The organism is Pseudomonas sp. HLT2-19-2 (assembly GCF_054898005.1).
Genome location: NZ_CM142712.1, coordinates 4764793 through 4776722, shown reverse-complemented (window position 1 = coordinate 4776722; position 11930 = coordinate 4764793). Strand labels below are relative to the sequence as shown.

General features: G+C 58.4%; 10 protein-coding genes and 3 pseudogenes. 5 read left to right on the top strand and 8 right to left on the bottom strand.

Annotated features, from left to right (window positions below; translation table 11 throughout):
- Window positions 1-205: 205 nt before the first annotated feature.
- The 3 genes from ACYZTU_RS22335 to ccoM all read left to right on the top strand — a co-directional run bounded on the left by ACYZTU_RS22335 (window position 206) and on the right by ccoM (window position 1067).
- On the top strand, window positions 206-547 hold the full coding sequence (locus tag ACYZTU_RS22335) for an aspartate-semialdehyde dehydrogenase (RefSeq protein WP_461965583.1): 342 nt from the start codon (window positions 206-208) through the stop codon (window positions 545-547).
- 100 nt (window positions 548-647) lie between these two features.
- Window positions 648-809, top strand: a complete 162-nt coding sequence (locus tag ACYZTU_RS22330; RefSeq protein WP_461965581.1) for a hypothetical protein — start codon at window positions 648-650, stop codon at window positions 807-809.
- Window positions 810-953: 144 nt separating this feature from the next.
- A complete protein-coding gene (ccoM, locus tag ACYZTU_RS22325) occupies window positions 954-1067 on the top strand; it encodes a cytochrome c oxidase subunit CcoM (protein ID WP_282381713.1) in 114 nt (37 codons plus the stop codon).
- Window positions 1068-1226: 159 nt separating this feature from the next.
- On the opposite strand, the gene ACYZTU_RS22320 is transcribed toward ccoM, so the two are convergent.
- Both ACYZTU_RS22320 and ACYZTU_RS22315 read right to left on the bottom strand, forming a co-directional pair.
- Window positions 1227-2702 (bottom strand): inorganic phosphate transporter, encoded by a 1476-nt coding sequence (locus tag ACYZTU_RS22320; protein WP_461965579.1) that lies wholly within the window; start codon window positions 2700-2702, stop codon window positions 1227-1229.
- A 376-nt stretch (window positions 2703-3078) separates the two neighbouring features.
- Window positions 3079-3279, bottom strand: a complete 201-nt coding sequence (locus ACYZTU_RS22315) for a hypothetical protein (RefSeq protein ID WP_007935837.1) — start codon at window positions 3277-3279, stop codon at window positions 3079-3081.
- A 588-nt stretch (window positions 3280-3867) separates the two neighbouring features.
- On the opposite strand from ACYZTU_RS22315, the pseudogene ACYZTU_RS22310 reads away from it, so the two are divergent.
- Both ACYZTU_RS22310 and ACYZTU_RS22305 read left to right on the top strand, forming a co-directional pair.
- Window positions 3868-4108, top strand: a pseudogene (locus ACYZTU_RS22310) (thiolase family protein); the annotation flags it as partial.
- 52 nt (window positions 4109-4160) lie between these two features.
- A pseudogene (locus ACYZTU_RS22305) lies at window positions 4161-4403 on the top strand (carboxymuconolactone decarboxylase family protein); the annotation flags it as partial.
- Between the two features lie 103 nt (window positions 4404-4506).
- Here the strand turns inward: ACYZTU_RS22305 and ACYZTU_RS22300 are convergent.
- The 6 genes and pseudogenes from ACYZTU_RS22300 to emhB form a co-directional block, all read right to left on the bottom strand.
- The gene (locus ACYZTU_RS22300; protein ID WP_461965577.1) at window positions 4507-5325 is read right to left on the bottom strand and encodes a methyltransferase domain-containing protein; all 819 of its coding nucleotides are present in this window, start codon (window positions 5323-5325) and stop codon (window positions 4507-4509) included.
- A gap of 20 nt (window positions 5326-5345) precedes the next feature.
- Window positions 5346-5729, bottom strand: coding sequence for a DUF1641 domain-containing protein (locus ACYZTU_RS22295; RefSeq protein ID WP_461965575.1), 384 nt, complete (start codon window positions 5727-5729; stop codon window positions 5346-5348).
- 22 nt (window positions 5730-5751) lie between these two features.
- Window positions 5752-6942, bottom strand: a complete 1191-nt coding sequence (locus tag ACYZTU_RS22290) for an NAD(P)/FAD-dependent oxidoreductase (RefSeq protein WP_461965573.1) — start codon at window positions 6940-6942, stop codon at window positions 5752-5754.
- Window positions 6943-7138: 196 nt separating this feature from the next.
- A pseudogene (locus ACYZTU_RS22285) lies at window positions 7139-7285 on the bottom strand (OprD family outer membrane porin); the annotation flags it as partial.
- 22 nt (window positions 7286-7307) lie between these two features.
- Window positions 7308-8768: an efflux RND transporter outer membrane subunit EmhC gene (gene emhC, locus ACYZTU_RS22280; protein ID WP_461965571.1), complete on the bottom strand. Its 1461-nt coding sequence runs from the start codon at window positions 8766-8768 to the stop codon at window positions 7308-7310.
- Complete coding sequence (gene emhB, locus ACYZTU_RS22275; protein WP_461965569.1) at window positions 8768-11929, bottom strand: efflux RND transporter permease subunit EmhB; 3162 nt, start codon at window positions 11927-11929, stop codon at window positions 8768-8770. The genes emhC and emhB overlap by 1 nt, the downstream gene beginning before the upstream one ends.
- Window position 11930: the final 1 nt, after the last annotated feature.

Below are 11930 nucleotides of genomic sequence, written 5' to 3'. Positions count from 1 at the left end.
GCCTGCAGACCAAAGGTTTACGTGCATAGGCGCTGCCGATGTCGGACGATCTTTCGATCTTCGGGAACGCTTGAGTTCTGCGTTGTCCGATGAAAGATCGCAGCGGGCGGCAGCACCTACAGTGCCAACCGGGTCACAATTTGCGACCGATGGCTCAAGTCACCATCCCCGCAGCCGACAGCTTGCTGACAGGAGACCAATAATTATGCTGCCACCGATGCTCCCCTTGAGTGCCGTGCCGATCACCTCACAGCAGGATCCGGTTCGCCAGCGGCCGGACATTCCACCCGTGGTGCCGGTGCAGGAAAGCTCCAGCGAAAGCACTATCGACCTGCAAAAACGCGACCCCGAAGAAGCCGCCTTGCAGCTACGCGAGGAGCAGCGCCGGCAGCAGGAGCGTGACCGACGTCGCCGTGAAGCCGATGAAGATCCCGAAGAGCACCTAGCGATTCCCGGGGACGAGCTCAATGCCGACAATACCGTGCCGGTGGCGCCATTGATGGACGATCAGCCTCGGCAAGGTTTGTGGGTCGATATCCAGATTTGAGGTGGTGGCTGGTCAGCGATGCGATCAGACCGCATTATTGACACATCCTTGCCTGCCGATACGGCAGCTGAATTTCACCACAAGCGATGCACTGAGCACCATGAGCCAAGACGACAAGCTGATCGACCTCAATTCTGAACGCGCCAAGCGGATTCATGACCTTAACGAAAAGCGCCTGAACGAAGTACGCCAGGCGTTCGAGCAAGCCCTGCCGTTGGGTAAAGCGAAGAAGAAGCCGAAGAACAAACCGAAAAAGCGTTGAAACACGCTGCATTGGTTGATGCAGGTCAGTTAATCCCCCTCCTTTACGCCCAGTCTCGGGCGACATTGATCCCGGTCAATTTTTTCTCCTGCCTGATTAGTTAATTTAGCCCTATCGCAACAAGGCAACCGCAGGAGGCCAGTCATGTTTTTCGACAACGTGGTGATCGCCGGAGTGCTGACTGTCGGCCTCATGGTTATGTTTTTTGCAGGGTTTGGATTTTTTATCTGGAAGGATTCGCATAAGCGCAAGCCGTAGGTCTTTCTGGAAGCAATGAGCACGCAAGGCATTTTGGGCAACTTCGGTTGCCCTTTTTTTTTGCGTGCGATTTGCCTGAAGCGTGGGAACGATCAACTTTCCAGCAGCCATAAAAAAGGCGCGAACCTTACGGAACGCGCCTTTTTTGTGCAGCTTGTATCAGTTGCTCAGTGCTTTCGATGCCAGCCAGAACAGGCCGGCTGACAAGGCCACTGTGGCTGGCAGGGTCAGGACCCAGGCCAGCAGGATGGTTCTGACGGTGCCGCCTTGCAGGCCGCTTTTGTTGGCAACCATGGTGCCAGCCACGCCTGATGACAGAACGTGGGTGGTGGACACCGGCAGGCTGAAGATGTTGGCCATGCCGATCAGGGTCGCGGTAGTGATCTGTGCCGACATGCCTTGGGAGTAAGTCATGCCCTGCTTGCCGATCTTCTCGCCGATGGTCAGAACCACGCGTTTCCAACCGACCATGGTGCCCAGGCCGAGTGCCAGTGCGACCGCCAGAATCACCCAGAACGGAGCGTATTCGGTGGTGGTGGTCAGGTCTTTGCGCAGCTTGTTCAGGTCAGCCTTTTCACGGGCCTCGAGGCCTGGCAGCTTGCCGACTTTCTTCGCCGTGTCGTCCAGGCAGAGCAGATAACGACGCACTTCGATGCGGCTTTCCGACGGTAGCGAGTGGTAGTCTGCTACACCTTTAAGGGTGCCGAGCAGGGCGGTGATGGTCGGTTCGGTCTGTTGCGGGTTGCAACGGAATTTCTCCGGCAGATCGCCTTCCACGCTTTTGCCCAGGGCCAGGTAGTCACCCAGTGTTGCGGCGTTGCGCTTATAGAACTGGCTCAGGTGCAAGGTCGCATCGCGTGTCCGCTCGATCTGGTAGGTGGTGCTGCCCAGGTCGAGTACGAACTGCGCCGGGACAATACCGATCAGCACCAGCATGATCAGGCCGATACCTTTCTGGCCATCGTTGGAGCCGTGCACAAAGCTCACGGCCATCGCCGAAATCACCAGCACCAGGCGGTTCCAGAACGGCGGGTGTTTCTTGTCATCGATCTTGCGGCGCTGTTCCGGCGTCTTGTGCATCTTCGACAGCGGACGCCACCATTTAAGGCCGATCAATATCAGGGCTGCGACCAGGAAGCCGGCCATCGGCGAGAACACCAGGGAGGCACCGATATCGATCGCTTTCTGCCAGTTCACACCATCGGCCAACGGAATATCGTTGATCAAGGCGTTGGCAAGGCCGACACCGAGGATCGACCCGATCAGCGTATGGGAGCTGGAAGCCGGGATACCGAAGTACCAGGTGCCCAGGTTCCAGGTGATGGCGGCGGCGAGCAGCGAGAACACCATGGCCAGCCCGTGACCGGTGTTCACATTGATCAGCAACTCTACCGGCAGCAGGTGGACGATGGCATACGCCACGCCGACACCGCCCAGCAGCACGCCAAGAAAGTTGAACACACCGGAAAAGAACACTGCCAGATGAGGCGGCATGGCTTTGGTGTAGATAACAGTGGCCACCGCGTTAGCGGTGTCATGAAAGCCGTTGATGAACTCGAAGGCAAGGACAAAGGCCAGGGCGAGCAAGAGGCTCACAAGCACCCAAGCATCCAGTCCGCTGAATAAATCGATCATGAAGGTTTTCTGACCCGGTCGTAAGGGGGCGCGATTATGCCAGAAAAGACTGCTAATCGATGCACTAGGTGCTCATCGGTAACATTCTTCAATGAATTAGTTTGTGACGACAGCCTAAGCCCCAGGTTTTTACGGGGTTTTGCAAGTCTTTGAATTCTTTGAAAAGGCCGCAGCCACAAGGGTTCCTCTCGTAGGGAGAAGAGGCTTGAAAGCTTGTGCGAAATATCTGAAAAGAGGGCCAGACACGAGCCATTTGCCTCATCCGACAGGTGAGGTGGCCGCTGCCCGCTCATAGCGGGCGCGAAAGGCATCATCGATACATCCCGCTTTTAGCGGGTGCAGACGCAGACCCTTGAAAGAATTCAGGCCAAGGCCGTTATGGCTCTTCGGCTTTGAGTTCCTTTTCCATTTTCTGCAATTCCTGAGTGAAAGCCTGATCCTGAACGGTGGCGCGTTTACGCCAGGGTTTGCGCTCTGGTTCGGGCTGAGCGGCGTAGGTGGTGACTTCCCCGCCGTAAACTTCCTTGTAACGTTGTTCCTGGCGCTCAAGTTCCGCGCGCAGTTCGTCTTTTGTCACAGTGCTACCTGATTGAGTTGAGATTAATTCTGGTGAAACGCGCTACATCAAACGTATTGACCACGCTCGCCGAAAGGACAAGGCCGGTGAAGGCATCGTTTTTACGGCATTGTGATCAATACTTCCATGTTGCAGGCGGCCACGGCACCAGAGATAAACAGCTGACGTAGCATCAGTTTCCTGTTTCAGCGAACGCTTTGGCGAAGCCTATAAATGAGCGTCAGGCGCTTGCTGCAAGCAGCGCCAGTGGAACATCGCGCTACCAGGTGGCGAATCGGCAATTAAAAACCGGTCGCCACTGATTTGCATTATAGCGGTCGATTCGAAGAACACTATCGCCAAAGAGTTAAAAGTGGGTCTTGATGTGTGATTGTTTGGGTACCCGCAACTTTTACGGCTAACTAGGTCGTTCCGCGTCGCCGACTTTACAGTGATGTCTTTCTGACGCCATTAAGTCGAATAAGTTACGGTAATTACATCGACCCTTTTAGTCTGCGTCCAAGCCAGTGTAAAGATAGGTAATAGGGGGTGCAAACCCGTTCAATAGTCGGTTGGACGCTTTCACAGTGCGCAGTCAGCAACGGATGGCTGGCCAAACTCAAACCGGTCAACGGTCCCGACAAAACAGTCACCGCCGGCAATGCTTGCGGTGTGAACGACGGTGCGGCGGCATTGATTCTGGCCTCTTGCCTCTGGCGATGCGGTGAAGAAACACGGTCTGACCGCCCGCGCAAAAGTGCTGGGCATGTCCAGCGCCGGTGTTGCACCACGGGTCATGGGCATCGGTCCGGTGCCTGCAGTGCGCAAATTGATCGAGCGCCTTGGTTTAAATGAAGTGCCCGCCGGACGGCGGCGTCACCGCGTCTTCGGTGCCGGCGACGACCAGTCCGGGGCTGCCGCGTCACACCCGCAGTCTGATCACCATCGCTATGCTGATCGGCATGAACCGCAATGAGGAACTCAAACTGCATCTGCGCGCCGCCGCCAACAACGGCGTGACCCGCGGCGAGATCAAGGAAGTGATCATGCAAAGCGCGATCTACTGCGGCATTCCGGCAGCGAATGCGACGTTTCATATCGCGGAGTCGGTGTGGGATGAGCTTGGGGTTGAGTCGCGAGAGTAGAGTAACGGCTTCAAAAAAAGCCGCCCGAACGCGGCCCGAACCTGCGGCAGCTCCAGGGGAATGCGTTCACTTGGAGCTGGCGAAGGCTGCGATCTTTTGATCTTTAAACCGTGGCGACAATGAATATCCGCTTGAATGGAAACAACGTGTGTCCGTCGCTCTCCGGCGGGTAATGCGCATGCACGCGCATCAGGTAGTGGTAGATGAACCTTGCCTGTTCATCGTCCTTCAGACCCTGCATCACCGGTCGCAGCGCCGAGACTTTGACCCAGTCATAGATCGGCGACTTGCCGTCGACAACCTGTAGCTGCTCAGTCTCCCAGATATCCAGTGTCTGGGTGATCGGTGAGAGCAACCGGTAGTAACTTGCCAAAGACAACAGCGGCCGTGCAGCCATGGCCTCGCGCAACTGCGGGGTACCGAGTGGTTTGCCACCGGGGCCAGCCTCTTCAAGGGTGTCGAGCATCAGTTGGTACCACAGCGCATCCCGCCAGTCGGGCATGTGCGCCGCCAGGCAACCACCCGGATTGAGCTGGCCGAGCAGTCGCGGCAATAACTGTTCGTGACCACTGACGAAGTGCAGTACGGCGGCGGCGAACAGCAGGTCCGCCGGTTGTTCGGGTTGCCAGTCGAGTAGATCGCACTGTTTCCACAACGCCTTGATCGGCAGACAACGGGCCTCGTCCAGCATTTGCTCGGAACTGTCGATGCCCTGCAACTGCGCTCGAGGCCAACGCTTGGCCAATAGTTGCGTGGCGATGCCGGTCCCGCATCCCAGGTCATAGATGCGCTTGGGCTGTTTGAGTTCGACACGGTCGAGCAATTCATTGACCGGTCGTTGCCTGAGGCGGGAAAACTGCTGGTACGCCTTGGCGTCCCAGTGGGTGCAGGCTTTCCCTGCCGATTCAAGTTTGACGCTCATGAGGTGATCCTCTCTGGCGGTTACAGTTGTCTTCCGATGACGTTCAGTGATTTCAGGACAACCGCCACGCCTTTGCGCGTGTCCGGGTCGTTCAGCAGTTTGATCAACGCATAGGCTCCCGGCGGCACGGGGGCAGCTGCGACCTCGGCCTTGGCCAGGCGCACGGCGTTACTGACTGTCCAGGTGGCCGCCGTAGCGGTTTCGAACAGACGCGCCAGTTTTTCCACCATCGCTGCGTCCAGCAGGTCGGTCATGTCCGAGACCAGCGATAGCACATCGACAATGTTGTCCAGCCGACCGCCTTCGATCAGCGGCTGAATTTTCGCCATTACAGCGGCGAGTCCTGGCGTCGCTGGCATGCCGGCAGCACTGGTCGCCAGCGTTTCATCTGATAGGTTCGTCACGATTTACTCCTCCCTGAGCAGATCAAAGCATTCCACGGGCAACCGCCCAGTACAGGCCACGATTGAAGCCATTTCTCAGCAGACCGCCGAGTCTGGTCGGCGGTGTCGGCAGGACGTCATGGACGTAGTCGTACCACAGCGGCATTCCGGCGTTGAGACCCATCTGTGCCACGGCCTGAACCCTTCCGTCGTAGACGCTGTTGGGCGCGCCAAGGCGAATCTCGGCGGCAATGTTGTTGGCGATGACCGGCGCCTGGTTATGGCAGGCACCACCGGCCTTACTCACCGGCAGATCGACTGTGTCGCCAATCACGTAGACGTGTTCCAGGCCATAGACCTGCAGGGTTTCGTGGTGGGTCGGCAGCCAACCTTCGTTGTTGGGCGCTTGTGACGCACCGGACTCCAGCACGGCATCGACGGCGCGGATCGGCGGTGTCGCCATCAGGATGTCGAAGGGTTGCTCTTCGCCTTCTTCGGAGTAGGCGATTTTTCGCTCGGGATCGACACGGCTGAGGGTGAAGCCGCGTTGGAAGCGGATATTCTTCTGCTCGAAAATGCCGGGCAGGATTTCCCCGGTGGGGCGTTGCAGAAACAGGCAGTTACGCAGTAACTGAGCCGTGGTCGGGTAGGTGTAGACGATTTCCACCTGGTCCCGCACGCCCCGACGACGCAGCAAGTCGTCGAGCATCAACGTCGTTTCTACCGGTGCAATGCCGCATTGGTGCGGCACGTTGGGTGTTTGCGGGAAAGACACCGTGATGAAGATCCGGCCTTTTTTGATCGTACTCAGCCGTTCTGCCAACTGCCGGGCGGGCTGATATTGGTAGAAGTGGTCGCCGGCTTCTTTCAAGCCCTCGATGCGCTCCGGCGCGGGCACGCAACCGGTGGCGATGACCAGAAAGTCGTAGCCATAGCGCTTGCCGCTACGGGTTTTAAGGCATTGTCCGGGGAAATCGAAACACGTGACCTCTTCGACATAAAAGCTGATTTCCGGGCGCAACAGTGAACGTTCCGGGCGCTTGAGTTCTTCTTCAAAGAACTGATTGAACGCCACGTACATGAACGCAGGTTTATAGAAGTGATCGGGGGAGTTGGACAGCAGTGCAATCGAGACTTCGCCGCGCAGGATTTCTGGATACAGCTTGCTGGCCAGTTGATTGGCCAACATGGTTCCACCTACGCCGCCACCGACGATAACTATTCGCTTGCTCATACCTGACCTCCGTGGTCATGGCAGCTTCGCGTACAGCATCCGGAGATAACGGAAGTAAAAGGGGGCTCCTACATCAGACTGGAGAATTAAACACGCTTCTTGACTGTATCTGCCCCTGTGCAAAGCGCCAGTTTGTACCGACAGGCGGTGAGAGGCAGGCGACCGTTTTCATCCTGTGGTCGCTGCCTGAGTTCCGCTATAGCAATCTGATTGGATAGATGATGATCAACCGGTTCTCATCGAACTCGTTGTTGCTGTAGTCGCGGCGGATTGTCGAGTTGCGCCATTTGACGGTCAGGTCTTTGAGCGCTCCGCTCTGCACGGTGTAGCCCACCAATCGGTGGGCTTCTTGTTTTACAGCGCTATCAGAACAACTTCAGCTTCGGCGCTTCTTCTTTCAACGGCTCGTTCTTCGCTGTCTGCTCGTTCCAGCCACCGCCCAGTGCCTTGTACAGATTTACCGCGCTGACCAGTTGCGCCAGACGGTCGGTGATCAGTACTTGTTGGGCACTGAACAGCTGGCGCTGGGCATCGAGGAAGGTCAGGTTGCTGTCGACACCAATGCGATAACGACGCTCGGCCAGGCGGTAGTAGTCCTGGTTGGCGGTGACGAAATCACGCTGGGCCTGTAACTGATCGGTGTAGGTCTGGCGGGCAGCCAGGCCGTCGGCGACTTCCTGGAAGGCCGTTTGAATGGACTTCTCGTAGTTCGCCACGCCGATGTCTTTCTGGATTTTTGAATAATCCAGGCTGGCGCGCAGGCTGCCGGCATTGAAGATCGGCAGGTTGATCTGCGGCTGGAACAGCCAGGTGCCCGAACCGCCCTTGAACAGGCCGGACAGGTCTGGGCTCAGGCTCCCGGCATTGGCGGTCAGGCTGATGCTCGGGAAGAAGGCAGCACGTGCAGCGCCGATGTTGGCGTTGGCGGCTTTCAGGTTGTATTCGGCCTGGAGAATGTCCGGACGACGTTGCAGCAAGTCTGACGGCAGGCCGGGCGGCACGTCGCTCAGCAGGTCGTCAGCCAACGGCTTGGGCGCTTGCAGATTGGCCGGGATTCCCGAGCCGAGCAGCAGCACCAGGCTGTTTTCATCCTGAGCGACTTGACGTGTGTATTTGGCGTGTTGCGCGCGGGCGTTTTCCACCGAGGTACGCGACTGTGCCAGGTCCAGGGCCGAGGCTACACCCACTTCGTTGCTGCGGGCGGTGAGCTTGTAGCTCTCGTCGAATGCACCCAGGGTGTCCTGGGTCAGTTTCAGCAGCTCCTTGTCGGCTTGCCAGGTCAGGTAGGCATTGGCCACGCTGGCCACCAGGCTGATCTGAGTGCTGCGGCGTGCTTCTTCAGTGGCGAAGTATTTCTGCAACGCTTCTTCACTCAGGCTGCGAACCCGACCGAACAGGTCGAGTTCATAGGCGCTGATGCCGACCGTGGCCGAGTAGGAACTGGTGATACCCGCTTCGCCGGTCTGCGAGGCGCGTGCCGGGACGCGCTGACGGCTACCAGTGCCGTTGGCCGACACCGCCGGGAACAAATCGGCACGCTGGATGCGGTATTGAGCCGCGAAGGCGTCGATATTCAGCGCCGCGACACGCAGATCACGGTTGTTTTCCAGGGCGACCTGGATCAGCTGTTGCAGTGCCGGGTCGTGGAAAAACTGCTTCCAGCCCTGTTCGGCGGCAGCTTGGGCAGGCGCCTGGGCCGACGAATACGCCGGACCTTGCGGGTACTGGCCCGCCACCGGTGCTTCAGGCTGCTGATAATCGGGTATCAGCGAGCAGCCGCTGAGCACGAAGGCGGCAACAGCCAGGGAGAGTAGCGACTTGCTCATTAGCCAGCCTCTTTAGAAGGTTCAATAGCGTCGTCCTGGTCAGCGGTTTTGCGCTGCCCCATGGCCGACACGGTGACGAAAAACAGTGGGACCCAGAAGATCGCCAGGATCGTGGCCGTGAGCATACCGCCAATTACCCCGGTACCGATCGCATGTTGGCTGCCTGAACCGGCGCCCGTGGAAATTGCCAATGGCACCACACCGAGGACGAAGGCGAGCGAGGTCATGATGATCGGTCGCAAACGCATCCGGCAGGCTTCAATCGCGGCATCGCGCAGGCTACGCCCTTGTTCATGCAGTTCCTTGGCAAATTCGACAATCAAAATGGCGTTTTTCGCCGCCAGACCGATGGTCGTCAACAAGCCCACCTGGAAGTACACGTCGTTGGACAGGCCGCGCAGGCTGGTCGCCATCAGCGCACCGATGATCCCCAGCGGCACCACCAACATCACCGCAATCGGGATCGACCAACTTTCGTACAGCGCTGCCAGACACAGGAACACCATCAGCAGCGACAGGGCGTACAGCGCTGGCGCTTGCGAACCGGACAGACGTTCTTCGTACGACAGGCCGGTCCAGGAAATACCGACACCGGCCGGCAGTTTCTTGGCCAGGGCTTCGACTTCGGCCATGGCTTCACCGGTGGAATAACCGGGCGCCGGGGCACCGAGGATTTCCATCGCTTCGACGCCGTTGTAACGCGACAGCTTCGGCGCACCGTAGATCCACTCTCCCTTGGCGAACGCCGAGAACGGAACCATGGTGCCGGCGCTGTTGCGCACGTACCATTTCTTGACGTCTTCAGGACTCATGCGCGCGCCCGGCTCACCTTGCACGTAAACCTTCTTCACCCGACCGCGGTCGATGAAGTCGTTGACGTAGCTACTGCCCAAGGCAATCGACAGGGTGTTGTTAATGTCGGTGAGCGTCACGCCGAGGGCGCTGGCCTTTTCGTCATCGATTTCCAGTTGGTATTGCGGTTCGTCGTTCAGGCCGTTGGGACGGACTTGCGACAGAATCTTGCTTTGCGCCGCCATGCCGAGGAACTGGTTGCGCGCTTCCATCAGCTTGTCGTGACCGATACCGGCGCGGTCCTGAAGGAACACGTCAAAACCGGTGGCGTTACCCAGTTCCAGGACCGCTGGCGGTGCGAAGGCAAACACCATGGCGTCACGGAAGGTGAAGAAGTGCTGTTGGGCACGGTCCGCCAGCTTGAACACGCTGTTATCGGCGTTACGTTCGCCCCACGGTTTGAGCATGATGAACGCCATACCCGAGCTCTGACCACGGCCGGCGAAATTGAAGCCGGTCACGGTAAACACTGAGGCTACCGCGTCGCCTTCACCGCCGTCCTTGGTCGGACGCAGCAGGAATTCACGCATTTCATCCACGACTACTTGGGTGCGCTGGGCACTGGAACCGGCCGGGGTTTGCACCTGGGCAAACAATACACCCTGGTCTTCTTCCGGCAGGAACGCCGTTGGAATGCGGGTGAACAGCCAGATCATGCCGACCAGGATAATGAGGTAGGCCAGCAGGTAGGGAGCCTTGTTCGAGAGCATGTTGCCCACGCCACGCTCGTAGCTTTTGACGCCACGGTCGAAATTGCGGTTGAACCAGCCGAAAAAGCCGCGTTTGGGCGTGCCGTGTTCGCCTTTCGGGATCGGCTTGAGCATGGTGGCGCAGAGTGCCGGGGTGAAGATCAGCGCAACCAGTACCGACAGGGCCATGGCCGAGACGATGGTGATCGAGAACTGCTTGTAGATCACACCGGTGGAACCGCCGAAGAATGCCATCGGCAGCAGTACCGCCGACAGCACCAGGGCGATACCGACCAGTGCACCCTGGATCTGCCCCATGGATTTCTTGGTGGCCTCCTTGGGTGACAGGCCTTCTTCGCTCATGACCCGTTCGACGTTTTCCACCACGACGATGGCGTCATCCACCAGCAAGCCGATGGCCAGCACCATACCGAACATGGTCAGGGTGTTGATGCTGAAACCGAACGCCGAGAGGATCCCGAAGGTACCCAGCAATACCACTGGTACGGTCATCGTGGTGATGACGGTGGCGCGGAAGTTTTGCAGGAACAGGAACATCACCAGGAACACCAATACGATCGCTTCGACCAGGGTTTCAACCACACCCTTGATCGACTCGGTCACCACCGGAGTCGTGTCGTACGGGAACACCACTTCCATCCCTTGCGGGAAGAACGGTTTGAGGCTCTCGATGGTCTTGCGCAGGGCTTTCGCGGTGTCGAGGGCGTTGGCGCCGTTGGCCAGTTTCACCGCCAGACCGGAGGCCGGGCTGCCGTTGAACTGGGCGCTGATCGAGTAGTTTTCACCGCCCAGACCGACATCCGCAACGTCGCCGACACGCACTTGCGAACCGTCTTTGTTAACCTTGAGCAGGATCGCCTTGAACTGCTCGGCAGTCTGCAGGCGGGTCTTGCCGATGATCGTCGCGTTCAGCTGTTGGCCTGCCACGGCAGGCAAACCGCCAAGTTGACCGGACGACACCTGAACGTTCTGAGCGGCGATGGCGGTTTTCACGTCCACCGGGGTCAGGTTGTAGTTGTTCAGCTTGGCCGGATCGAGCCAGATCCGCATCGCGTACTGGGCACCGAAGACCTGGAAGTCACCGACACCGGCGGTCCGCGAGACCGGATCCTGCATGTTCGACACGATGTAGTTGGCCAAGTCGTCCTTGGTCATGCTGCCGTCGCGCGAGACCACGCCGATCACCATCAGGAAGTTCTTCACTGCCTTGGTCACGCGGATCCCCTGTTGCTGCACTTCTTGCGGCAGCAGCGGGGTGGCCAGGTTCAGTTTGTTCTGGACCTGAACCTGCGCGGTATCGGAGTTGGTGCCCTGCTCGAAGGTTGCGGTAATGGTCATGCTGCCGTCGGAGTTACTTTCCGAGGAAACATAACGCAGGTTGTCGATACCGTTAAGTTGCTGCTCGATGACCTGCACCACGGTGTCCTGCACGGTTTGTGCGGACGCGCCCGGGTAGGTCACCTGGATCGCAATGGCCGGAGGCGCAATACTTGGGTATTGGTTGATCGGGAGTTTGAGGATCGATAGTGCCCCGACCAGCATGATCACCAGGGCAATTACCCAGGCGAAAATCGGACGGTCGATAAAAAATCTGGACATG

Excerpts from the sequence above, each read along its gene's own strand:
- ACYZTU_RS22335 (WP_461965583.1), top strand. The coding sequence starts at position 206 with ATGCTGCCACCGATGCTCCCCTTGAGTGCCGTGCCGATCACCTCACAG.
- ACYZTU_RS22330 (WP_461965581.1), top strand. The coding sequence starts at position 648 with ATGAGCCAAGACGACAAGCTGATCGACCTCAATTCTGAACGCGCCAAG.
- ccoM (WP_282381713.1), top strand. The coding sequence starts at position 954 with ATGTTTTTCGACAACGTGGTGATCGCCGGAGTGCTGACTGTCGGCCTC.
- ACYZTU_RS22320 (WP_461965579.1), bottom strand. The coding sequence starts at position 2,702 with ATGATCGATTTATTCAGCGGACTGGATGCTTGGGTGCTTGTGAGCCTC.
- ACYZTU_RS22300 (WP_461965577.1), bottom strand. The coding sequence starts at position 5,325 with ATGAGCGTCAAACTTGAATCGGCAGGGAAAGCCTGCACCCACTGGGAC.
- ACYZTU_RS22290 (WP_461965573.1), bottom strand. The coding sequence starts at position 6,942 with ATGAGCAAGCGAATAGTTATCGTCGGTGGCGGCGTAGGTGGAACCATG.
- emhC (WP_461965571.1), bottom strand. The coding sequence starts at position 8,768 with ATGAGCAAGTCGCTACTCTCCCTGGCTGTTGCCGCCTTCGTGCTCAGC.
- emhB (WP_461965569.1), bottom strand. The coding sequence starts at position 11,929 with ATGTCCAGATTTTTTATCGACCGTCCGATTTTCGCCTGGGTAATTGCC.